General features: G+C 38.6%; 20 protein-coding genes. 5 read left to right on the forward strand and 15 right to left on the reverse strand.

Annotated features, from left to right (window positions below; genetic code table 11):
• Positions 1-146 precede the first annotated feature (146 nt).
• Genes R7P36_RS15490 through R7P36_RS15505 form a run of 4 tightly spaced genes read right to left on the reverse strand, consistent with a single transcriptional unit; the run spans position 147 to position 4,693 of the window.
• Positions 147-1,022 carry a hypothetical protein gene (locus tag R7P36_RS15490; RefSeq protein ID WP_139351515.1) on the reverse strand — a complete coding sequence of 292 codons (876 nt, stop codon included), beginning with the start codon at positions 1,020-1,022 and terminating at the stop codon, positions 147-149.
• The gene (locus tag R7P36_RS15495) at positions 971-1,423 is read right to left on the reverse strand and encodes a hypothetical protein (protein WP_138058892.1); all 453 of its coding nucleotides are present in this window, start codon (positions 1,421-1,423) and stop codon (positions 971-973) included. Before R7P36_RS15495 ends, R7P36_RS15490 begins: the two co-directional genes overlap by 52 nt.
• The gene (locus R7P36_RS15500; protein ID WP_025633960.1) at positions 1,413-1,733 is read right to left on the reverse strand and encodes a hypothetical protein; all 321 of its coding nucleotides are present in this window, start codon (positions 1,731-1,733) and stop codon (positions 1,413-1,415) included. The genes R7P36_RS15495 and R7P36_RS15500 overlap by 11 nt, the downstream gene beginning before the upstream one ends.
• A gap of 44 nt (positions 1,734-1,777) precedes the next feature.
• Positions 1,778-4,693, reverse strand: a complete 2,916-nt coding sequence (locus R7P36_RS15505) for a hypothetical protein (protein ID WP_077284323.1) — start codon at positions 4,691-4,693, stop codon at positions 1,778-1,780.
• Positions 4,694-4,828: 135 nt separating this feature from the next.
• Here R7P36_RS15505 and R7P36_RS15510 point away from each other — a divergent pair, with 135 nt between their 5' ends.
• A complete protein-coding gene (locus tag R7P36_RS15510; protein WP_025633958.1) occupies positions 4,829-5,509 on the forward strand; it encodes a hypothetical protein in 681 nt (226 codons plus the stop codon).
• 281 nt (positions 5,510-5,790) lie between these two features.
• Here the strand turns inward: R7P36_RS15510 and R7P36_RS15515 are convergent, their stop codons facing one another.
• Together R7P36_RS15515 and R7P36_RS15520 are read right to left on the reverse strand one after the other, a co-directional pair.
• Positions 5,791-6,042 (reverse strand): hypothetical protein, encoded by a 252-nt coding sequence (locus R7P36_RS15515; protein ID WP_025633956.1) that lies wholly within the window; start codon positions 6,040-6,042, stop codon positions 5,791-5,793.
• A 296-nt stretch (positions 6,043-6,338) separates the two neighbouring features.
• On the reverse strand, positions 6,339-6,632 hold the full coding sequence (locus tag R7P36_RS15520) for a hypothetical protein (RefSeq protein WP_025633953.1): 294 nt from the start codon (positions 6,630-6,632) through the stop codon (positions 6,339-6,341).
• A gap of 254 nt (positions 6,633-6,886) precedes the next feature.
• Here R7P36_RS15520 and R7P36_RS15525 point away from each other — a divergent pair, with 254 nt between their 5' ends.
• From R7P36_RS15525 to R7P36_RS15535, 3 genes are all read left to right on the forward strand, one after another.
• Positions 6,887-8,131, forward strand: a complete 1,245-nt coding sequence (locus R7P36_RS15525) for a ParA family protein (protein ID WP_025633952.1) — start codon at positions 6,887-6,889, stop codon at positions 8,129-8,131.
• A gap of 10 nt (positions 8,132-8,141) precedes the next feature.
• Positions 8,142-9,188 carry a ParB N-terminal domain-containing protein gene (locus R7P36_RS15530; protein ID WP_025633951.1) on the forward strand — a complete coding sequence of 349 codons (1,047 nt, stop codon included), beginning with the start codon at positions 8,142-8,144 and terminating at the stop codon, positions 9,186-9,188.
• Between the two features lie 352 nt (positions 9,189-9,540).
• Positions 9,541-10,812, forward strand: a complete 1,272-nt coding sequence (locus tag R7P36_RS15535; protein ID WP_077284325.1) for a phospholipase D family protein — start codon at positions 9,541-9,543, stop codon at positions 10,810-10,812.
• A 62-nt stretch (positions 10,813-10,874) separates the two neighbouring features.
• Here the strand turns inward: R7P36_RS15535 and R7P36_RS15540 are convergent, their stop codons facing one another.
• The 7 genes from R7P36_RS15540 to R7P36_RS15570 all read right to left on the reverse strand — a co-directional run bounded on the left by R7P36_RS15540 (position 10,875) and on the right by R7P36_RS15570 (position 17,444).
• Positions 10,875-11,768 carry a DUF4435 domain-containing protein gene (locus R7P36_RS15540; protein ID WP_077284327.1) on the reverse strand — a complete coding sequence of 298 codons (894 nt, stop codon included), beginning with the start codon at positions 11,766-11,768 and terminating at the stop codon, positions 10,875-10,877.
• 2 nt (positions 11,769-11,770) lie between these two features.
• Positions 11,771-12,889 (reverse strand): AAA family ATPase, encoded by a 1,119-nt coding sequence (locus tag R7P36_RS15545; protein WP_042776222.1) that lies wholly within the window; start codon positions 12,887-12,889, stop codon positions 11,771-11,773.
• A 155-nt stretch (positions 12,890-13,044) separates the two neighbouring features.
• The gene (locus tag R7P36_RS15550; RefSeq protein WP_213899635.1) at positions 13,045-13,671 is read right to left on the reverse strand and encodes a hypothetical protein; all 627 of its coding nucleotides are present in this window, start codon (positions 13,669-13,671) and stop codon (positions 13,045-13,047) included.
• Positions 13,672-13,990: 319 nt separating this feature from the next.
• Positions 13,991-14,422, reverse strand: a complete 432-nt coding sequence (gene arr / locus R7P36_RS15555) for an NAD(+)--rifampin ADP-ribosyltransferase (RefSeq protein ID WP_077202317.1) — start codon at positions 14,420-14,422, stop codon at positions 13,991-13,993.
• A 374-nt stretch (positions 14,423-14,796) separates the two neighbouring features.
• Entirely contained in the window at positions 14,797-15,873 is a 1,077-nt protein-coding gene (locus R7P36_RS15560) for an IS91 family transposase (RefSeq protein WP_077202318.1), read from the reverse strand.
• A 3-nt stretch (positions 15,874-15,876) separates the two neighbouring features.
• Entirely contained in the window at positions 15,877-16,707 is an 831-nt protein-coding gene (locus R7P36_RS15565; protein WP_318122227.1) for a tyrosine-type recombinase/integrase, read from the reverse strand.
• 530 nt (positions 16,708-17,237) lie between these two features.
• Positions 17,238-17,444: a hypothetical protein gene (locus R7P36_RS15570; RefSeq protein WP_077202320.1), complete on the reverse strand. Its 207-nt coding sequence runs from the start codon at positions 17,442-17,444 to the stop codon at positions 17,238-17,240.
• A gap of 574 nt (positions 17,445-18,018) precedes the next feature.
• Here R7P36_RS15570 and R7P36_RS15575 point away from each other — a divergent pair.
• Positions 18,019-18,714 (forward strand): hypothetical protein, encoded by a 696-nt coding sequence (locus R7P36_RS15575; RefSeq protein ID WP_025633943.1) that lies wholly within the window; start codon positions 18,019-18,021, stop codon positions 18,712-18,714.
• A gap of 244 nt (positions 18,715-18,958) precedes the next feature.
• Here the strand turns inward: R7P36_RS15575 and R7P36_RS15580 are convergent, their stop codons facing one another.
• A complete protein-coding gene (locus R7P36_RS15580; RefSeq protein WP_025633942.1) occupies positions 18,959-19,429 on the reverse strand; it encodes a hypothetical protein in 471 nt (156 codons plus the stop codon).
• Between the two features lie 7 nt (positions 19,430-19,436).
• Positions 19,437-23,144 (reverse strand): hypothetical protein, encoded by a 3,708-nt coding sequence (locus R7P36_RS15585; protein ID WP_139351517.1) that lies wholly within the window; start codon positions 23,142-23,144, stop codon positions 19,437-19,439.
• Positions 23,145-23,182: the final 38 nt, after the last annotated feature.

Here is a 23,182-nt window from a genome sequence, read left to right on the forward strand (position 1 = left end):
GGCTAGGTAATAGCTGAATCCCAAGTACAATGCTAGAACACAGAAACCAAACAATGAGTATCGTCTTTTGCAAATTATCTCTACGCTTGTGCATCTCTAACCCTCCAATTTAATATCATATATTATAGATTGGTTTGTAAATTTTTCTATCTATATTCGGGCTTATATCGATATAGACGCAAAGTTGAGATATAGGGTTGCTCTTCAAACTTACTACGAGCTTTACTAGACCCCAGTCTTTTAGACTTTGGGGTAGACTCAATCGAAACCATAGAACCAATGAGTACCGTTCTCGCTGAATCCATATCGGTAGTTACAACAAATATTGGTAACGAAGCAACTCTTGAATGACTTTTCTCTCCCACTCCTGGTACATATTTAGTGATGTTCGCTTTAATACTTGTTGGACTTGGCGTCCGGTGCACAAGAAACTCCGAATCAGAAATCTCTGCAATTTTCTTAGAAACGATGTCAAAGCTATCAGAACCGTTATCAATGATTTCTTTAGCTAACTCAAGCGCTTCTTCTTTTGAGTATTTCTTTTGGTTACCCCACCCTTTTGATTCGTTATAAAAAACTATTTTTTTAGGTAGCGCCTCTTCTACCACCAGCAAGCGTTCACATTGTTTAAAGTGAACCCTTTGCATGCCTATCTCTGTTAATAATTTTCTTACATAATTCAATGCGGCAGTATTGCTTTTGCATTTACTCGAGGCCTTAGCTTCTTTTACAGCGTCTGAAAATGCCTTTTTGGCATGATTTACTTCTAGTAATTTGGGAACTACATCTTCAGGAATGAAGACCACTCCAGGTAACTGGTTTAACTCTCGTCCTGATTGGTATTCATCGTAAGTGATCGCCGTTATAGCTCTAATGACCGCTTTAATTGGTTTGATGTCAGAGGGATTGTTTAACTGAACGTTAAAGTACGTTTGCTCTAAGGAGTGAGCAAACGCATGAAGTGAGGATTCTAATGACTGAAGTTTTCGTATGACTGGCACACTGTGTAGTGACTTGGACACTCTTCTTCTCTCTCTATCATTTTGGATTGATTTGTTTCAACCCGCTTAGAGCCCCTTTGAGAATAGGTTGCCACCTTATCAAGGAAACCTCTATCGTTAAAAACAAAGTCAACATACTCTTCATACATCGGCAACCCAATTTTATTTTCCCAATATCTATAAGTAACTACTCTACCCCATGGGAAACTTTGGGTTAGTTGGGGCTCACCGAATATCTTAAATAGTTCAGTTTCAGTAGTTAACCCAGGATCAACTAAGTATGCTGGATTATTAGGGATTCTTGTACCACCAGCACCATATTCACCAGTAAAACCAAATACTGGATCAAGACTATCATTTTGAGCACAACCGAAAAGGGAGGCGCTCAACATTACAGCTAACATTAATTTCTTATTCATCATCTTTTCGTTTCGTCATGATATTGAGGGTTTGTTTTACAAAACTAAAATCAGGTACAACTGGCATAAATGCCGCTCTCATATACTGTCGAACTGTTCGATGTATTGAGAACAAGAACCGCCCAATAAAACTATCTATTTCCGATTCATTTAGTTCTTTGTATGTCACCTTAATTTGGAATATTGAGGCGACTACCACGACGCACACTACTGGAATTAACCAGTTAGGAACGAGTGTGTAGTACATATTCAACCCCCAAAAAATAGCCGCTATAACACCAAGTAATGGAAGAAGAGCAATTGCAGCAACCATAGGAAGCCTCCTGTTGTTTTATAATAGGTTACAGCATATACAACTTAAAATCCAATTCCTAAATTCATATCAGTGTCAACCTCTTGTTTAACTTTTTCGTCTACTTGTTTGCACTTGTCTTTTACTGGTCCAGAAAGCTTATTGAGAATTTCATTATTCACAGATGTATCTATAGTGAACTCATTAACTATATTACCAAGCTTGGCTTTAACAACTGCTGGTGGAGTTGGTTCAGCCCTGTCAACAGCTTCTATTTCAGTACTTATGTTAGAATGCAAAGATGGTTTACCTGTCCACGAACTTACCTCAACCTGCCTTAATATCTCAAGAAGGTCCTTGGGGTTTGCAGAGTACGGTAGGCTTAACTGACTACCTTCAAGTTTGGGTTCATTATTATTATCGAAAGTGATATTTAAGAGTTTAATGTGCCCATTGTTCGAGTACTTATGGATAAAGTCTTGTTTAGCTGCAATCTGCACCTCTGTAGATAAATTTCTACCAGCGTCTAAATTCGCTTTATAACCACGATACAGGTCAAACGACTGATGCTCATGTTCAACATAACCTGTTTTTCTAACGACCAAACCTTGATCAATTACTTTACCATCAATGAACTGGTTGAACTCTCCAGCCTTTTTAATCGCGTTTACCAGGAGCTCATCCACATTTAAAGAGGTCTCGGTAACCTTGCCTAATTTCTTGAGAACAGAGTCCCTAAACCCTTGGAGCTTGTTAACCAATGAAACCTTAATAACTGGCTGTATACGATCAATATCTCTTAGATCAATACTTTCAGCCTTCATTGCTAACCATTCTTCCGCAAGGCTACGTCTATCTAGAGGCTTGTTTTCATCAAGGTGCCCATAGTTTTGTTTTATTGTAGCCTTGTCTTCAGTGGAAATGTTTTGCCAAACAGTCTCCATAAGGTCCACATACTCGGAGTTTGTGAACATCTTCTTAAATCCCAAGTGTACCGCTTCATGTGCAATAGTCTTTCGAAGTCCTGACTCATATGCGTTATGTTCACTTTGTAGATTCACATGCATTTCACCATTGTGGGCAACCCCAGCGAGTGTAGAGCTGTAACTTTTCAGATCATTACTAAGAAAGTTCATTGAATCTATCGTTTCATGTACACGAATCTTTAAGTAAGGGTGATTAGCCTGAATCTCTTCAAGAATCTTTATTGATTTGGGGATATCCAGCTCAGGATCTACTTGGGAAGTGGGAGCAGCACCTATTGTTCTTAACGTGTCAGGATTATGTTTTATAAAAGAATGTACAGCTTGAGCTTTACCATCACGCTCGAGCTCACTGTAAAGAATAGTTTTACCTTTAAAGCCTTCCTCCCTCAGCTTCTCTATTGCCAACATTTGATCGATAATTTCAGGCTCAGTTACTGCTTCAGGTAAAATGATTGCTCGAACATCTTTTATGGTCAGTTTTTGAATGGGGTCAGCTTTCTCAGAACCTATTGGCGAAAACCTTGTAGCCTCAGCTAGCTGGTATAATTCATTCGATAAACTATCGCTCAAAGCTTCTTGCGAAACAGGTTTGTTTAGCGATAAAGATTCCACTATTCTACTGAATACATCTTCCTTTGCTTTTGATACATCAATACCTTGGTCCACCGATAACTGGGATACTATCCCTTCAAATTTTTTAATAAGGTCCGCATAATACTCAGATGTATGGTTAGTTGACCCAACAAGCTCACCATCCAGGGTCGCTTGTATTTTACTAAGGTCTTGGTTAGATAAATGTACTAATGCTGCCATCATCTGCGGAATAGTGACATTATTGGAGTTTTCAAGGAAGGCCATAGCTTCATGTTTACTTTTTAGTTCTACACTCGGCTCTAACTTGCATTCTAAGATGTTGTTTAATAACCAAGTATTGAAAGCATCCCTCTCACTGTACTCATCCAACTGCAAATTTAATTGTAATGATAGAGCTTCATGGTCTACTTCTGATTCTTTTGTATATACGTCTAGTAGTTGTTCAAGGTGGTACCTTAAGCCCATTAATTCGTTTCGCGGATCTAATTGTTTGTATAGTGTTGTTGCAGTTTCGTCTAGTAACTCAATACTTTCTTTGGAGTCATCGAGCTGCATCTCATTCATAAACGATAAAACTTGTGATTTAACGGCGCTATCAATTTTGTCATTTAATGATTCCCCTTGCTCTAACAAAAACTGTTTAAAGTCTGGTTCAACGCCCTCAAGCTTTTGAGCAGTAGTGAACTTCAAGTACTCTTCAGCAATTTCTACTAAATCTAAATTCTGAATAAATCTTGCACCGGGTAGATTCTTCTTTGGCAAGTCTGCAAATCTTCCCTGGCTATATTGATAAGCTAAAAGTACTTCTGGTCTTTTACAAAGCTCCAGAGCAGACTCTAAACCATTTTCACTAATAGCGTTTTCTAAATTTGTTGAATCAATACCTAGATTATTTAGTGCTTCGAGCATGCCGGGCCACTCTGAAAGACGCTCCATATCCACAGTGAAGTTCGATATTAATGGGTTGTTTAATTTTCCTTGGGGTGTCCAACAATCAGACTGAGTGATCGTATTTTGAAAATCTACGATTAAATCGATACCTTGATTCGATTCAATGAACTCCTGGAAGGTATTCGTTTCTACCTTAAACCCCTCTCCACTTTTGACTTTATCTAAAAGTGAACTTAGGTTTCCATTTAAACTAAAGCTCGCAATGAGAGAGTTCTCATAACCATTTTCATGAGTCACATCCCAATCTTGCTGTTTCAAATGGTGAAGGGTGTAATAGGTATTGGCCATGCCTTGAGGCACTAGTTTTAAGGTATCTACCATCTCATTTGCTAATGGATGATCAAGGCTTAACTCTTTCCCTTTAATTGAACCATTAGAAAACTCACCGTGTTCCATTAGGTTGTCTACAATACGCTCTCTATCTCGGGTAATGATATAGCTATAAACCATAATTTTAGACCTTGTTATTTATCCGCAAATGACATATTTACTATATTCCATAATCTTTATAAATTCGATTTATTTCAACTCGCGCGTGTGTTAATGTGGTATTTATACTGTGTAATTATCCTTCAGGTACAGCTCATGAAAATCTCAAATTGGCCATCACTCATTAAATGGATTATCTCTGTTGGACCAAAATCAGCCTCTACAAGTCAGCAATATATTACTTCACTGCAAAGTCGTGACCGAGACGCTTGGCGAAAACGAGTATCAAAGTTTAGCCCCAAATGTACTTTTGCTGGTGTTATTAGTGATGCAATGCACGAAAAAAGAGGCGGACTTGTAATTGGTATCGAGACTAAATGTGAAGGCAAGATAAATTTGTTGATCCCTAAAAACAAATGCAACGAAATGGATTTAGCGAAGTCGATACTATCTAATGCATCTATAGTTTCTATCACTTTCACTCCATACATTCATTTTGAGTACGGTCTAATTGGGCTAGTAGAAAGCATAAGTTCTTTATGCCACAACACAGAGAACCAAATATCAATTAAACCTAAACAATTGCCGAAAAATGCAACCTCGACCAACACTACTATCACTCAAAGTGTTCCTCGTTCCACCAATAGCTGGAACAGTTCGAGTGACGAGCAATTGATGAATTACTTGAGTCAAGATATTGGTTTGAGGCAGATAGCTTTACAGATGAACGTAACACCAAAATTCATTACAAATAGAATGCTGCAACTAAGCATAATTGACATTGACCAGTTCGCTGAAATAAAAAGGCAACTGTTAGATTTAGGGTGCTTTCAATAAATGGCTAATGCCACTTGATACCGAAGAGGATTAAACAAGTGGTAGTTTTGTAGAAATATCTATCGTAGAAGCAGCGATCAACAAGTGCTTTGCTTGGTCAAAAACCTCAGGCAAAAACACTATCAAATGAACCAAACAAAGAGGAGCACCAACTTAGTAAATGGTCTCCGAACGGAGCACGGCTTTGAATGTCATATCACGTTTGACCTTGTTTTGACTCACAGCGTTCCGGCGACGGAACGCGATTCAATTCTTGTATAGCGCCAAATGAAAAATTTATATTAGTATCCCCGATGATGATCGTTCAGGCCTTGATATATAGCACTAGCGATTAAATAACCTGTCAATCCAAATACAGACAGAGCATTAGTATGTAGTGCACCATTGAAGTAAGTAGTGATTAGAGATGAAATAAACACCACTACAAAAATTAAAAGCGCTATCTTGAAGCCCCAGTCAACAAAGAAGTCTATTGCAGGACCAAAGCTCAAAGCTAGGTTGTTATTCTCCATTACATTCTCAAGCCTTTTCACAAGCTTCTCCTAGTTTTCTTTATAGGGTTTTCGAATAGATTTTGGCGCTTTGGGTAGCCCGTTAAGCATATCTATATGAGCTTGTTTCTTACTATGCCCTAGCTCAACTTCCTCTGCAATTTGGTAGACTCTTACCTTGCTAAACCCCCACCGATTGGCTAGGTGTGCTGTAGTCCAACCTTTTCGTTTATAGCACTCAATGTATTCGTCTTTAGTCACGGTAACAAGAAACCTATCTTTGTAAAGTATGCTTAACTATATACGTTAAGCATACTTTACTCAACAACTCAAGATTTTTAGTCTTCGCGTTTCACTAATAACATACTAGAATCTGAGTATTCGTTTAGTTTGCACATAGGCCAGCTCTTAATAATTTCGTAATTTTTTCTGTTGATTTCTAAAGGTACTTCTATCATCACATCAATGAAATGTTTACTGTTATATGGAGTAGACTGCCGATGTAATACAATTTCTAACTTATCTTCGCGTGGGATTGCAGTACTTTTTACATAAACACTCGGAGACACAACAGCCTCTACCGCGGTCCGTTCTCTCAAAAATACTAGCAATTGCTCTTTAATGTCGCTCATTATTTTTTCTCTATTTATTAATAACTTAGGGTATACATTGTGTTTCTGTACACTCAGATATCTGACCATATACAGCGACAAAATCAACCTATAGATTCTGTTCGCACTGTATTTGACTTTTTTCATTAGGATTCTGTGATGAAAGCCTCAAATAAAAATGATAGCCTCAACATATCATTGATACCCATTAATTATCATTGACAGTCATCACCTGTTAATTGACAATGTGACTGTCAATTTTATGGAGAGTCACAATGTCATCAGTCACTGAATCCGTTTTGCAGAATTTGGAAAAAGCAAACGAGAGCGTAAGTCGTACCGAGTCAGAACGTCGAGCAAACATCCTTCAGCAATCGAAGGTTGTACTCGATGAACAGTTTGAAGTCAGCAAGGTCATTCTTAATCACTCAGTTCCACAAACCAAAATGAGCAAAATGTGTGGCTGGGACTCTGTCAACACGTTTAAGAAAAAGGAAGAAGATTGGGTGGAGCAAGGCTATCAACCACCTGAAATGATCCGTGGTAAGTATGCGTATTCGCCAGACTATATTCATGAAATTCTCGATTTAGCTGGTAAGCCAAAATGGTCTGATTTTAATCGTGGTACTCATATTATCAATGTACAGAACCAGAAAGGTGGTACAGGTAAGTCCATGACGACTATTAACCTGGCTCAGGCATTAGGTTTACAGCACCTTGAACGTATCCGCATTCTAATCATTGATTTAGATCCACAGGGTTCACTTAAATTGTTCGCTCAATCTAAGGAATACAAACAAAATGATCTGGACCAACTCACTGCCGTTGACATTATGACAGCGGATCTTGAGGGTAAAGATTCTCTATATCAAAATTTCGTGAATTATGGTTTAAGTCATGAGGATATTATTGATGAAGCAATCCTTAATACCTTCTTACCTAATGTTCGAATCATGCCAGCGTTTCCTGAGGATGAGCGATTTTCGTCTTTACATTGGCTCGGAGAAGAAAACCTAATTCCAAGATTAAAAGAACGAGTTATCGACCCTATTCGTAACCAATACGACTTAATCTTTATTGATACAGGACCTCAAATCAACCCGCTTACTTGGAGTGCACTGTACGCTTGTAATGGTTTGTTGGTACCAGTATCTCCAAAGGCTCTCGACTGGAGCTCCACAACTCAATTCTTGGATAATTTACCTAACCAGGTTCGAGCTTTGCCAGAAGGTTCAGAAGGTATTCGTTGGATTAAAATTGCCCGTACCAACGTCGAAGAAGAGAAAGACCGAGATACTGAGCTATCAAATCGTATCAAAGATGAGTACCGTTCCATGGTATTCAATAACTACATCATTCGCTCAAATGCTTTTGATACCGCAGCCAAAAATTATCGAACAGTACTAGATGTCGCTTCTAGCGAAGGTATTTGTATCCCTCGACAGCTACGTGACTCTAAGGACTCAGTAATTGATTTAGCAAATGAGCTTAAAGATCACTTAAAAGATATCGATTTATAAAGAGGGCACCATGTCAAGTCATAGAAGAAATGTCCAAGCTTATACACCAGGTGGTAATCGTACCTCGAAGTTATCATCAGATAGTGTTGCAATCACAACGAAAGAGGAGCAACTCCTTAACGAGGCAGCTCAAGCAGGAGTATCCGAACTAGAAATTGCGGTTGATGGCCAAGAAGTCTTGTTTCAACTGGTCGAAATTCCTTTTGATAAAATTGAAGCCGAAACATTCGTATCAGAGGATAATGTTCGAGATCAATCAATTATGTCTCGGCTGTCAGTTATAGATATTACCAACAAGATCTCTGATAAGGGTCAACTCTATCCCGGTCTTGCTATAAAACACACTGATTCACAAGGGGGTGTCACTTATGAAGTTATTGATGGCTCTCAACGCAGAAGCGGTTGTTTCTACAGTAAGCGCGGTTTTAAGATCTATGCTACAAGTCAAAATATTACACGCGAAAGTAAGCAGTCTTTATCTGAAGTAAGTAATACACATAGACCCATGTCTCTCTATGAGTTAGGTAAGCAATGGCTGAACCTCAAGAAAGAACAAGGTTTGAACAATATTCAGATTGCCACCGAGAAAGGCTATGACAAAAACTTAGTCTCAGCTGGTATAAAAGCGGCAGAGCTACCAAAATGGCTAATAGATGTCATTCCTAGTGTTCCTGATCTAGGAAGACCTTCAATAATTGAATTAGACAAGAAAATAACTAGCCTTTCTGATAAAGAAAAATCAGGCTTTGAAAATTTTTGCTCATCTTTATTAGAAGAGACAGAAAACCTAAGGCTTACAGCATTAAGCGCTAAACACGCCAACGCTCAAATCGTAAAAAAGATTCTGTCATACAGCTATGCCGAGCATGATGAGGATCAAGGGCAAGATGCATTGACAAAGCCAAAGAAACTTAAGAAGAAACTTGATAACGGCTCTGAAGTTCACGTAAAACATGACTCCTTGAAAGGTGAGTTCAGTTTCACAGTTAAAAATATAAGCGATGAGCAAAAGCAGCAGCTTGATCAGCTTTTAGGAGATTGGGGATTATCCATATAGTGTGGCGTTTATCTATCATGCTGAAAAATTGGGCATTTAACTGTTTATAGTGTCATTTTCTTTGAACTAAGCTGTAAACCTGTATATAATTCGCTTCGGAGTTAAATTGCCCCCAAGCGTTTATCTCTGTCCCCCTCTTACGCTTTTGCGTAGGAGGGGGTTCTTTTTTTCAAACCAGAAAATATACAACTCCCCCTCCCCTTATATCTTTACTTGATCAACTCCAAACTTGCGAAAATAAGCTTGTAGCCACAGAATTCTTTAGGCCAGTGTATCCTTTTACTGATATAAGTTACTCTTTTATCAACCTCAATGGCTTGTACTATTTTAAGAGAGTGATGAGAGCAAACCAATGGACTTGTATACTAATCGAACTTCAAAAAATGATTTCATTAAACATGGCATCACAGATCATATAGAAGATGGAATGGACTTATTCATTGCTTCAGCTTTTTTCACAGAGTTTGATGTTATAGATGAGGTCCTTGGAAAAGGATGTAATTTAAAAATCATTGTGCGACTTGGTTTTCCAACCTCACCATCTGCACTAGATAGATTACTAAACAATAATAAGGTTGAAGCTAGGTTCTTCACGACCAACTCATTCCATCCTAAGCTTTACATTTTTGGTGATAAGTCCATCTTGTTGGGTTCAGCGAATCTAACTCGATCCGCCATATATTCTAATCAAGAAGTTATGATTGGCATCCACCCGGAAGATCATAGATTTATAGAACTGCAAGAGTTATTCAGTGAATACTGGCGTGACGCAAAAGTGCTCAATAGAGATGCAGTCAAATGCTATCGGAGTATCTATAACAAGTACTATCATGCAAATAAACTATTAAATGACATGGAACACGATGTCATCGACACCATGGGGGATGTGAACTTCTCGAACATCAATCGCGGTAAAAAGAAAGCATCACAGAAGTCTATTTTCCAAGATACATACCAGCGTTCATATCAAGAATCAGTTAGTGCTTTTAATCGAATAGTAGAAATCTACAAAACCTTCGATAGAAAAGTTAACGGTGACTTAATACCATTAAGATTAGAAATTGACTCATTCTTCAGCTTTGTTCGCGACTTCTATGCCACTCAAGACACTTGGAAGCACCAACCTCTTGGATGGGATGAACAACAACGGTCTAAAACGGCAAAACTTATTAATGAATGGATGAATACAAAATGGGAACATTTTGAGGATCGCATTGTTCCGCATAATTATCCCCTTATAAAAAAAGTCCTCGGTTCAAAGGAAGCAATCATATCAGCTTCAATGATTGATATAGTTGAGGCACTTTGCATTCTGCACTCTTTCCATGACCGGTTTCGCTTCTACAAAGGTGGCCTCAATACATTAAAGGAGAGCTTTATGGGAAGTAATGAAGAACAGAGGGTAAAAAAGACTCTGATATACCTACTATACGGCACTGGAGACCCTGTAACACGTATGGCAAACTGCATATACGATAGTGAGTATAAGTTGAACCAATTCGGAAAATCTAATGTTCAGGAGCTAATTGGATGGATTAACAAAGAAGATTTGCCAGTCATCAACGGTAGGACAACTAAAGTACTAAGATACTTCGGCAACAAAGTTGTTCAAGTAAGTGAGTAACGAAAGTTATAGTTATTGACGCCTCACTTCTGTTGAAATGAGGCAATATGATATCCTAAAAACTACGCTACTTCTTCTACCTCTGCATCGGTCTCAATAAGTCTAATCATTTGCTCATATAAATTAGTCCGCTCAAAGTTCTCCTTTGTATATTTGCTTCGAAGATACTTCTCTACCCCTTTGACAGTTACATTTCTATCTGATGATAATGGTTGCTTAAACACTTGAGCCAGCAACTGGCAAAAGTCATGCCCATTCGCGGTCTGATATATACAATAACCAGCTTGATTTAACTCTACGTATTTATTGTATATGTCGATACAATGAGTTTGTTCTACTCTCGGACTTCTTCTGATTGCAGCTTCGATTAAGATTTGAATGTTTATTGACACATTAAAATCGTTAACCGTCACAGCTTCGCTAGTAAAGTAGTTCATACCTTTGAATCTCACATTCAAATTCAGCAACCTACAAGCGAGTTTTACAAGACCGATTTCATTACAGACGCTCATCAGATTACTCATTAATCTCTGACCAACTTCATCGATCTGCATCGGACCCAGAATATGATTTTGTGTATGTTCAGTTATAAAATCTGTGATAAATTCATCATGAAGCATCATAATTTCTGTATCATGCACGTCCGTCATAAATGTATCGTTGTAAGTCTTTTCTAGTACGTGGTCGAAGTCTGCATCGACTATACCGTAAACTTGATTAGAAATACGAGTCCTCAGCCTATCAACAGCTTCTATGACATCCGCCTTTCCACTTGCTGGAGTGCAGTAAAAGAACTCTGTATTTCTCAACACCATGTTAAACAGAGTAATATCGGAGTCGCCTTCAACAACAAATATAATCCTATTGCCTACGTGGTCAGTTTGGACCTGTAAAAGCAGAGCGCTAAATTTAGTTTCATCGCTACGTTCTCTGGTAGCATCTCTTAAACTCGACATAACTAGTTACTCTTTGCAATCACATGCTTGTCAAAGAGGTCAATTGAACTTTCCCACTCATCACCAATCACATCCGGTGAATGCGTTGTTACTATAAGCTGTGAGTAGTGATTAAACTTTGATATTTGAGAGAACTCATTAAGGAGGTCTTTCTGCCATGAAATGTGTAGAGATACCTCAGGTTCGTCTATCAAAATGATTGCACCATTTTCTGCTTTGAAAATTAGATCAAAGAAAATAGATACTTGGTTCTTCTCGCCTGAAGACAACTTTTCTAAAGGTATATTAGCACCAACATGATTGAAGAATGCGAAGCCGTATTCCGGGTTAACTGCTATAGTTTTAAATGAAAACTTTTTCTTCTCAATTAGCTTCGAGAACTCGCTCAAACGTCCTACAAAGTCTTCATGCAAAGATTCTTCATAGAATATTTCATCCAATTTATCACTCAAGTTAATGGTGTAGTCTGATACAAGGTTTAAGTCATTCAATTCGAGATACTTACTCGACTTTGGTAGCAATCCGAAACGAGTGTAAGGTGCTAACAGGTCTTGTAGGCCAACTATCCTCTCTTTCTGCATGTACGGTAATGCGTTATTTTGAACTTCGTGTGATTCTATTGAAATGCATGAAAATAAGTCATAAACCAACTGGTCAAGCTTGTGCAATTTACTTAGCGCAAACTTCATTTTATCTTCTAGAAACGCTCTTTGCTTTGTAATGATGCTATATGCTTCAGTTTCGTCATTCAGATGTACAGAATGGATAAGAATAGAAAAAGCTTTTCTGTAATCAAATACCTTTTCTTCAGACAAGTTTTGGGTTGAAGGAATGATGATCTTTTTTGTGTCATTAAGAAATGACTCGATCTGCATACCAGATTCTGAGTTGAAGTAACGGACAAGACCAAGATTGGTTTTCAGTTCGAATGTATCAAAACTTATTTTAGATAATTCTTTGTAGTTATTTGAGATAGCATTATGAATCAATTTGAGAAGCATAGTCTTACCATAGCCATTGGGGCCTGTAATAACCACATGATCGGACTCTGGAAGTTCAATGTCATAGTTTAAAAAACCAAACAGATTCTTAACTGTAATTTTTTCTATTCTTAGGAACATTTTGTAGTATTTTTATTGAAAATTATGTCGCATTGTACCATTAGAGGTAATGTCGTAAAGTGCATATTGATTCTGGGTATTTCTGTTTCTGTGGGTTATTCAGTGATTTATGGGTAATGACCAAAGACCAACGTAGCTTGAATAGTAAAGATTTATTAGTCTGAACTCGTTACTTTATCTAGACGATTTATATCCACATTCTTAACCAAAGCATCTGCATCAAATATCAATTGATTTTTTTCATTAACTTTTGGTCTGAATAAAACTAGTACTTTACCAAACTCCCCTTCTGCCTCAGCTGTTAAGGTCGTATTTCCTGAACTATCAACCAAGTAGTTTGTTGAGTCTGAATCCAACCTTCCAATTCGGCCATTCACGTGAATAATTCCAACGTCATAGTCTCTTGATGACAAACTCTCGGAAAAATACTTTTTTAACTCTTCAGGGTTATCCAATATAGATTCAGGGTCATCAACGTACGCACTTGCAACCTTAAGTTCTATATTCTGTTTATTATGAATTGATGTATAATCCGGCCCATTTGGAGTATTTGAAATGCCAGGGCTAACATATAAGCCCACAATTGCCCAAATTGCTGAACATGATGTAACTATTGCTCCTCCACCTTTTGATGAAACCTTGAGATTGTTCCATTCGATTAGTTGCTCCTCTTCCTTTAACGAGGCGCCTCTTTTGAAAATTTTATAACCAAAGTACGCAACGAAAGAACCAATAGAGAAACACAGAAGCATCCCTATACCGTTAAAGACAATAATACCCAATCCTGTCGGAGGACATTAAAGTTTGAAACTTTTCTATTTCCGAAGTGCGTTACTATCGTGGCTAAAAGAACCCAATACTGACAATAAAGATCGACACTTAGATTCAATCAATGTGGCTATCCAACGAAAGTGTGACAACAAAGTTTGAAACTCGCTTTTGGACAGAAATGAGTTAGAGCCGACCAACGGCTCTGTGCCATTTGCGGACGTTGTTAACGCCTAGGTCACATGCTGCGCAAACTAAGGCACGAAGAGTTTGCTAAACTGCCGAAGGCAGAGCAAACCGAGTGACGTGTTAGCAGTCATGTGCACCGACTTGTTAGATTTCATTTAAAGAGTTAATGCCCTGTTCATGTAGTTTATTTAAACCATCTTTCATTGCTTTAACTTGCTCTATTGAATGACCCTGCCAGCTTGATACTTCACCTACAACTTTAAATGAATGGATTGAACGATATGACATAGTTGGATTCCCTGGGAACTTTCTATCCGTTAGGTCAGGATCATTTTCAATTGGACCTGTTGGCTCAACCAAATAAATTCTTTCGCGACCATTACCTAGGGCAAGCTCTGCTCCCCAAATGGCAGCATCTAGTGTAGCTGTCAAAAATATATACTTAGCCTTATTATTTTGTCCAAAATTTGAATTAAACCCTGTTTCTATAAGATCTCCCAATTTAAGATCTGCTTTGGTTCCATGAAAAAACGTTTGAGAAAAAGGTTTTGCATTTTTTTGGGCATTCTCAGTCATATCTTTTTTCCTAGTTATGGTTTTTATACTAAATATTGCGAAATTATAGCTAACATGAAATCTAACGTTTTAGTATTTATTTACACATGAGTGTAAATAAATCATTTGTTGAACGGACGGCGACTTGTGAATCACTGTATTGGAATCATTTATGCTAATGGAATTTGCTTTTTTAAGCCTGAGGATGATTGATGACGTTATCCGATTTATCTTCATCATTGCATTCCATTGTCACTGTCGTTCAGTCGATTAATGGTCTTAATTTACGTTACTTTTCTGGTTAATTGCAAGTGTATTTTTTACACACGCAAGCGCCAGTCTATCAGGCGGCATTCAGTCTAATATTTGCGTAAATGGTTTGACGTCATCATTGTTTAACTTGAATCCAATCCTCTTATCTGTTGCGTTAAGGGGAGCACGATAGCGACGAATATCAATTGCCCTTGATGGCAGTGCGAGCAAACCCAATGCAGTTTGGTTTCCACGTTATCCATGGCGATTTTATCGGTTAAATCACGGCACTGTGCTCGAATGAGGGGGATGCGCTTGTTACGACAAGCATTGGCTAAAAAGCCATAATGGCGAATACGCATAAAGCCTTTAGGCAGGACATGTTGTAAATAGCGCCGAATGAACTCATCCATACTTAAGGTCATGAATTTGGTTTTATTGTTGTCACGATAATCCTTGTAACGAAAGCGCACACGACTGGCGTTATAGTTCACTAATCGTGATTCAGATAAGGCACCTTTGCGGGTATAACGTGCAAGATAGTGCAAGAGTTGATGTGGGTAGACACAGGCTTTGCTGTACACGCACCAAGTGGCGGGTAATGACGGTAGCGCTATGGATTGTGCCTTGAGTGCCGCTATCATTTTACCTCGAAACACAGTGGATAAAGCCTTAACAGGATAGAGATAACCTTTAGTGATAGGTTGCCACTGCGATTGTCGATTGAGGCTACCTGCGGGGATTAAACAATGCACATGAATATGTTGGCTGAGGTTTTGCCCCCAAGTATGCAACACACAAGTCATGCCGAGTTGACCCTGATGACGATGGGCAGCGAATGTCATGAGTGTTTGCCAAAGGCTCTTAAATAAACAGTGATAAAGCACGTTAGGTGCATAGTGTGCGATTAGGTTAAGTTCATGCGGTAAGGTAAACACTAAGTGAAAGTAAGGGCAAGGTAGCAGTGACATCGCTTGTTTGGCAATCCAAGCTTGCGTGGCTTGTCCTTGGCAGCGAGGACAATGCCGGTCTCTGCAACTACAACTAAATTGCTCCTCATGACCACACTGGTCACAACGCCACTGTTGATAACCGAGTTGTCCTGTTCTACACGCCAAGATATGTGCACACACTTGATATTGTTGACGGGTTAATCGGTGCTGTTGTTGGTAATGCGGTAATCCTTGGCTGAGAATATCCGCCAGATGAAGCGGTGGCATGCGTTACTGCAAGTTGGCTAGTAAATCAACGCCCCCATGCCCAAGCTCTGGCAACCAATGCAGATAGCACTCGGTCGTTTTAATGCTGCGATGCCCAAGCTGGTGCTGTAATTGATGCAACGGCATCCCTGCCTCTAATTGATGCGTGGCATAGGCATGGCGTAACTGATGCGCGTTCACTTTATCCTTAAGCCCAAGCTGTGCGGCGATTTTTTTCAGTGCCTTCGCATAGGTGGAGCTACTGAGAGGTTGGGAGGCTAACCAGCGAGAATAGAACAGCCACTCTTTGGGGTGATAGGCTTGCCAGTACACGTGGAGTTGATGCAATACCGTCTCAGGAATCACCACATAACGAGACTGGTTGCCCTTGCCGTGTTCAATAAAGGCCGTTTTACGTTGCCCATCAATCTGTGCCACTTTGAGGTGGGTTAATTCATTTAAGCGTAATCCACAGCCATAACTGAGCATTATCATGGTTTTTAAACGTAAATCTTGGCAATGGTGAATCAGTAAGTGGATATCTTGTCGGCTTAAATATTGGGGTGGCTTATGCCGTTGCTTGGGTAAAGTGATGGCTAATTGCAACGGCCGGTGGAGTATGTGTTTGAATAAGAAGAGGACACTATTAATTTGCACCAATTGGCTCGCTCGGGTTAATCGGCGCACCTCAGGCTCATTAAAATAGTGATTCAATTCCGCATCCGTGACTTGCGCTAAGGATTTACTGAAATAGTTCTCAATGCGCTGTAAGCAACCACAGTAGGTCTCGCGAGTTCGTTGTGAATAGCCCATGAGTTCAATTTCAGTGGCGACTTGTTCAATGAGAGAGTTCATTGTTACCTCCAGATTAATGGGTTAAATCTCAAGGTAAGTGTGGTCGTTGATTGGGATGTTTGCGACTCCGCGCAGCGGCTTAGTTCAACAATTTAATAGTGTGCAAATCGCGCATATTTCTACCACGTAATAGCTCACTTTTCTGGTTCATACGTTTTTATCAAATTAGCTAACCTTTTGCTAGCTATGAAAATATTTGAAAGTTAATGACGTGGTCTAAGGACAAAAATGCGCAAATTGCTCATTTACCTGAATATGGGGGAAGTTTGTTGATTTTGGATATAAAAACGGTATCAGCTGAACATTTTTCACCGTCCGCTGATCGCTCATTTGCGACGCTCGACTAGACTTGTTTTGGGGCATAAATGTGTTGACTCGTTTTTTTGTAAGAGCCTCTTGCAAAATTGGGCAGTGGGATTTGTCCAGCAGCCTGTTGGTCAATTGCGAAACAATTTGCTTCACAAATGAGCTGTCCTGAATTTAGTCAACAGCCTGTTGACCAAATTATTCTTATGAAGGTTTACTGCGTTCTAAACACGTTTAGGAGCAGAAATGAGCCGTTTAAGTAACCTCAAGCCAAAGCTTAATGTAATGAGAATAAGGAAAACGACTATGAACATAAATATTGGCTTGTAGAAATTAAACGGTTCTTCAGTACGGAAAAAGTACTGATAGATACTATCTCCAGCAGCAATGCCTAATGCGATATAGCACTTATCGGCAACTTCCTTTGTCATATATCCTCCTTCGCATATAACGCATTTTATACGGCTTTTCATAGTCCTATCATGCAGCCTTTTCAATCACAGTTCAATTAATAATCAATAGTTTAATGAGATGTTATCGGTATTAGATTGCAAAATGACGTATGATTTTTAAAAAGCTTACTTCGACACTTCCTCGAATAACTACAAGTAAGGCAAACGTACAATCACAAATTGTGAGTAGACTTTCGCGCAGAGAAGGAATGGGGCAAAATCGTCTCAGAGAAGAAGGCAAACTACGACAAATGGCACCGAAAAGTTTCGTACTTTATTGTCATAGTTCTAATCTTTATTGTTCGAGTTTCAAACTTTGTTGTCCACCGACAAATCCTTCCATGGATCTCCCTTATCTTAATTTTACTATTATTTTGTTAATTCATCTAAACAAGCTTAGATCATTCTTGTATCAACAGAGCTCAAACTTAGATTCTTTTTTCTTAGGCTCACCTTACATTCTGTTTACTTATGAACTATTAGTTATTCCGAAAGTATTTATCTGTATTCATTAATTCGTATCGGCAAGTGAGCTTTTTCTAAGGAGTATTTTGTGGCTACCATTCATTCAAACGCATTTGAATTTAATCTCGATGGCTTAACTAATATCAATTTCATAGAACAATCCCACTGTATCACCCATGGTCAACCTTATGATGGAGTCCGTTGCTACAACGCTTGTCACAAGGAGCCAGCAAAATTGGTTGTACTTGCTGGCAGGAAGGGGTCACATGAAGTTTCTAACTGGCTAGTGTCAAATGTAAATTGGCCCAAAGAAAACGGCCTAGGAGGTGCAATAGCAGATACCTATATGGATGACATTCCACGTAAACTCAATTTTGCCATTCGTGGTTGTATCATACTCACCATCTTCGGTATTGAGTACACAATCGAAGACATTGTCCTCGCACAAGGTAAGTCTGGTGCTTACAACAACTGGTGGCTTGGTTCGAGCTCAATGATAAAGATAAAGGCAGAAAACATGACAGATTCATATGCTCAGGAGCTGTCCGAAATGGCCAACAAGTTGATTATGGCAGGACTATCTAAGAGTTTCGCTAGAGCAATCAATGCTATCGGCATTGGAATATACAAATTAACAAAACCACATAAAGTGGGTCGTTGTCTAATTGGGTGCACGAATGACCAATTCGATAAAAGTAAGTCCGTGGTTTTCATAAGTATGAAAAACAGTTCGGCTGATGCAACTATGATGGGTACTTACGCGCTTGATTCTGAAAAATTGTAGTATTTAAAACACTTTAGATTAAGAATATACATTGTATATTCTAATACTTTTTTTTTGAACAACCATGTTGATTAATAGTTAATCAAGAGTTCTGGAACACTATGCCAGATGGATATCTGAGTAATATACACTGTATACTATTTTAACAAATAGCTCCCTTTAAAATATACAGTGTATATTTACAATGTGACATCAATACTGGTCCCATTAGAATATACACTGTATATCACCCCAAAAATTCACATCACTTAAGCGTATTGATTAACTTAATTAAACTATCTGGGTCAGAGGTGTAGAGCGATACCAGCTCCTTTTTACTTAGGTTAGTTAGTATCTTGGCTATCAAATCCTGGTTAGTATTGGTTACTAGGTTCTGAACCTTAAACTCTGAATACCCCATAACCATCGCAACATACAAGTGCCTGTTTTCCTTAAACCACTTCCAATAGGCAGACTTAGAGAAGCCTTCATCTACAAGTCGATCTGGAGCACTAGGCAATCCTAGTTCGGCGTTAACCTCTTTTATGGTTTCCAATTCCACCAGCCTGTTGACAAATAGCTTTAGTTCATCGTAATCATTACAGTAGTTGAATGCATTATCCAACATGAAAGCCTGTTTCGGCTTTGATTTCTGCCACAGTTTTATTGTGCTTTCACTCTGTTTAAACGCTTCAGCTAAGAGAGATAAATCGTTTTTATAGTCATAAGTAAACATAATTGTTTTATAGATTTAATAGTGATTCGAGTAAGGGTTTTGGCGTTACATTTCTTGTAGAACGTTTAGTTACTTTTGTCGTATGCATATTACTATCGACTCGATCAGGAGAAATTGTAACATTCGTATTTACTGGCATTGTACATAAATCCGTTGATAGAGATAGACGCTGTTCGAGTGAAAACTTTGATATTGTTTCACGAAGAGAAAATCTCTTTATATCTTCAATTTGAGCTTTAAACCACTCGAGGGTGATAAGAGCCTCAGATAGGTTTGACTCATATTCTCCCAACCGAGTTAAGTAGTTTTCTACGCTTGGGTTAAATGAAGCTAGAAAATCTTGTTTGTCTAAGTTAATCACATTTGAGGCTGGTGTTTCGATATTACTTAGTCGCGTGTATAGAGCTGCATTCAGATTTCTCAATTCAGTTTTTAGACAAAGATATTCCTCTGAACTTTTATACTTAAAAACATCGTCAAATTTCAAGTTAGATAGGTCTTTAGATACCTTAGCGATTTTTGAAACTGTTTCACTATCAATACTATTAATGGCATTTGAATACACTCCTTTAAGTGCCCAGTTCATCGCAATAGATTGCTCTAGTACTGAAACAACTGAGTTTAGCTGTTCGATTGTAAAGTGTGTAATTTCCTTCTTAATAGATGGCTTAGCATTCAGTTCTGTTAGTTGGTTAGTAGAGAGAGAACTTTTGTAGAACTCTTCAATCGATTTGAACGAGTCTGAGCTTAATAAAGACCAGCACTTTAATGTTCGATGAATCTGAGGCTGATTATCGGTCAAGAATAGTGTGGGATTGTTTAGCTTGACAGTTGATTCACCAAATCGAGCCAGGTATTTCTTCAATCTATCACAGTGATTCCTTAATCTACTCTCACAGCCTTCCAACGGCCTAGACAGTTGCAGCTTTATTTTGTGTCTTATTGCGTTTCTACGCTCCCGAACATGAAGTAATAGCTTAGCTTTATCGATCCTATGCTTTTGCATAGAAACCATAAAAGGCAATTGTTTTAGTTCTGATGCATTCATGTCTTGGTAGTCGAAACAACCAAGTTCTGACAGTAACTCTGTTCTCTTGGCTATGTCGAGGAATGTCGGGTAGTACTTTAACGATATCCTAACGGCCCCTGTCTCTACCATAGAACGTGCCACAGCTCCTAATTGCGTGGACCGTACTGATTGTTTTCTATTAGAGAGAGACAATCTACGTCTTCTTATGTTCTGAATGAGTGCAAGATCATGTTCAGCTTTAATTCTTTCGTAAGGTTGGGTTAAGTGCCACTGACTGAGAGTTCTTTCATTAACTACAATATTTAACTTGTCGCCTAGAGCGGCATTAGGGTCAATATAATGTGCTGGTGTAAAAACATCTTTAACTTCTTCGCCCAAGAGATCGATGTCAGGGTGAAGCACTCTATGATTATCTGCATGCGCATAGTGAAGTCTTGGATTTGTTTCAAGATTATAGAAAGAGAGTCTTGTTGTTCCCTTAGTAAGTTTACCTGATCTAATTTTTGCTACACGTTTTGTGAAATCTAATGAAGGTTTAACTTTTCGAGCCTTTTCCTGGTATTGGATATCAGTAACATGCGATAGATAGGGTATAGAAAGCTTGGTGTTTATCTTTCCACCGCCAAACATAGAACTAAAGGATGCATAAATCACTTTCGTAGCTTCTTGGATAGAACTAAATTCAATGCTACTAATTTGCTCATCAATTTCGTTATACCAATTTAGTGCTTTTTTGTTTGCATAACCCTTAAGTAGACTAGTTTTAAAGTACTCTGAAAATGCACTAGAAGCTTTACGTCCATTACACTCCAACTTGATTACCTTATCAGAGTTACTTGAAATCAAATCAAAGAGTTCAACTCTCTCAGCATTGACCATCACTGAAATCCTTCCTAAGAGATCACAATGTTTAGATCGAGAAGTGTCCTGGCTGATTGGTTCCAGCTTTAAATTATGAGCAATACTCACTTTTACAGGTAACTGTGTTTTAGGGAGGATCTTCGTGGTGCAGTTAAAATCGCTTTCATTCAAATCGCTCGCATCTATTGGACGCTCCCAGTAGCTAAGAAAGGACTTATGATTATCAATAAACCGCACTGGGTCATTGTCAACATTAAGAGTTTTCATTAATACGGCTTCAGGTAATTTCGATGAGTTAATGCTGATTTTTCCATGAATAGATTCGTACTCTGCATTACTTTTAGGATAAGGAATCCAGCCATTACCTCTCAAAAGTTCATTCCAGATAACCAAAGGTCTATAGGGAAGGGCATTTACTCCATCTAGACTCCATCTAAACGAAAGATAAGCAGCATGCTTTTCAGAAAAAATGTTTATTAAGGGTTTCTGGGCCTCTTGAATGTACATATCAAGAAATGCTCTTCTGGCTTTAGCGTTCAAGCTTCTATCATTTTTGATGTCTATAACGCCTTCATGTTGGTCGACGTACCCACTTTTATATAGTCGTTTGAACTCTTCAGCTTTTTTAGATGACTCAATTGAAATTTGAGCAAAATACCTAACCAACTTTTCTAAATACTTTACTTTTAGAACGTTCGGCTGAAATGCTACTCGTTGATATGCTGCAAAATCGATAGCTTTGGCATGCATCATTCTCGCATCCATATTGCAACTCAGCTGAAACATGAAATCTCTAATGCGCAGAACCTCTTCCTGTAAAAACACTTTCCATCGAGTATGTTTAGCTAGTGAGTTTTGGGTTTTATCGTGTTGAACCATTGTGCATAGTGTGCATCCAAATCGACTAGATCCATTGCAACCATTTGAATTCTTTTGTCCTACTGCAATCTCACAGACATCAGAAGAAGCATTCCCATAAATGGCCAAAAGCAGGGCGAAATCAGAAAGGAAGCCGGGAAGGGGAGGGAGCCCAGCTAAACTACGAGTAAGAGGCTTAGCTCCAGAAAGTTCTAAGGAAGTGAAAACCTCTTGGGTAGACCAGTCACGTATTGGAGCGTATAGAAACAGTGGGTAGCCTGTATTTAAGTCAGACTCTTTCATCTCTTTCAATAAATCACTTATAGACTTATCACTGGTTCCCTGAATAACCATATTACCTTTTCGCTTTGTACTCTCGTTGTTTCTTTGCCCTGTAGCGCAAATCACATCAAAACGGGTGTATTGCTGTAGTTCTTCGTCTGATTTAAAGCGGTCCAATAGGTTTTTTAAATATCTTTCGCTAGGAACAATTTTGAGAATAGAGCTGCAGTCACTATTACGTTGTGCATTTGGTATTAGCTTATTACTAGTCAGGTATTTGTTCGCGTACTCTTCATGAAATGACGGAGTGACAATATCGTAGTAAACGTTAATATCGTTATCTTTTGCATAGTCAATAAACTTAGATTTAACCCACCTGGTGTACATAACCATTGGAAGTGATTCCGAAAGAGTGTCAACCGTTGAAACAATTAAGGGGCGAGTTTTTTCGATCCAACCATTTTGAATACAAACTCGATAAGCTTCAGAAGCAGCATTCAAAACTGTGCTGGAGTCTTTACCCATACTGCAAGGAACAAACACTAGCGAATCACTAGATCGCAAAATCGTTATAAACTCTTCTACAACCGCATTGAACTTGAAGCTAACACTCTCGTGCAAAGCCACCAATTCGTTTTCTATTAGGTTTGTTGTTTCAAAAATATTAACCATTGGCTGAACCATTACTAAAGACCGACAACTATATAATACCATATTTAAAC

The sequence above is a fragment of the Vibrio sp. 397 genome (genome assembly GCF_033339395.1).
Classification (GTDB): Bacteria; Pseudomonadota; Gammaproteobacteria; order Enterobacterales; family Vibrionaceae; genus Vibrio; species Vibrio alginolyticus.

Bases quoted from the DNA above. Each gene is read 5' to 3' on its own strand.
- R7P36_RS15495 (WP_138058892.1), bottom strand. From the start codon at position 1,423: ATGATGAATAAGAAATTAATGTTAGCTGTAATGTTGAGCGCCTCCCTT.
- R7P36_RS15500 (WP_025633960.1), bottom strand. From the start codon at position 1,733: ATGGTTGCTGCAATTGCTCTTCTTCCATTACTTGGTGTTATAGCGGCT.
- R7P36_RS15505 (WP_077284323.1), bottom strand. From the start codon at position 4,693: ATGGTTTATAGCTATATCATTACCCGAGATAGAGAGCGTATTGTAGAC.
- R7P36_RS15510 (WP_025633958.1), top strand. From the start codon at position 4,829: ATGAAAATCTCAAATTGGCCATCACTCATTAAATGGATTATCTCTGTT.
- R7P36_RS15520 (WP_025633953.1), bottom strand. From the start codon at position 6,632: ATGAGCGACATTAAAGAGCAATTGCTAGTATTTTTGAGAGAACGGACC.
- R7P36_RS15525 (WP_025633952.1), top strand. From the start codon at position 6,887: ATGTCATCAGTCACTGAATCCGTTTTGCAGAATTTGGAAAAAGCAAAC.
- R7P36_RS15530 (WP_025633951.1), top strand. From the start codon at position 8,142: ATGTCAAGTCATAGAAGAAATGTCCAAGCTTATACACCAGGTGGTAAT.
- R7P36_RS15535 (WP_077284325.1), top strand. From the start codon at position 9,541: ATGGACTTGTATACTAATCGAACTTCAAAAAATGATTTCATTAAACAT.
- R7P36_RS15540 (WP_077284327.1), bottom strand. From the start codon at position 11,768: ATGTCGAGTTTAAGAGATGCTACCAGAGAACGTAGCGATGAAACTAAA.
- R7P36_RS15545 (WP_042776222.1), bottom strand. From the start codon at position 12,889: ATGTTCCTAAGAATAGAAAAAATTACAGTTAAGAATCTGTTTGGTTTT.
- arr (WP_077202317.1), bottom strand. From the start codon at position 14,422: ATGACTGAGAATGCCCAAAAAAATGCAAAACCTTTTTCTCAAACGTTT.
- R7P36_RS15560 (WP_077202318.1), bottom strand. From the start codon at position 15,873: ATGCCACCGCTTCATCTGGCGGATATTCTCAGCCAAGGATTACCGCAT.
- R7P36_RS15565 (WP_318122227.1), bottom strand. From the start codon at position 16,707: ATGAACTCTCTCATTGAACAAGTCGCCACTGAAATTGAACTCATGGGC.
- R7P36_RS15570 (WP_077202320.1), bottom strand. From the start codon at position 17,444: ATGACAAAGGAAGTTGCCGATAAGTGCTATATCGCATTAGGCATTGCT.
- R7P36_RS15580 (WP_025633942.1), bottom strand. From the start codon at position 19,429: ATGTTTACTTATGACTATAAAAACGATTTATCTCTCTTAGCTGAAGCG.
- R7P36_RS15585 (WP_139351517.1), bottom strand. From the start codon at position 23,144: ATGGTTCAGCCAATGGTTAATATTTTTGAAACAACAAACCTAATAGAA.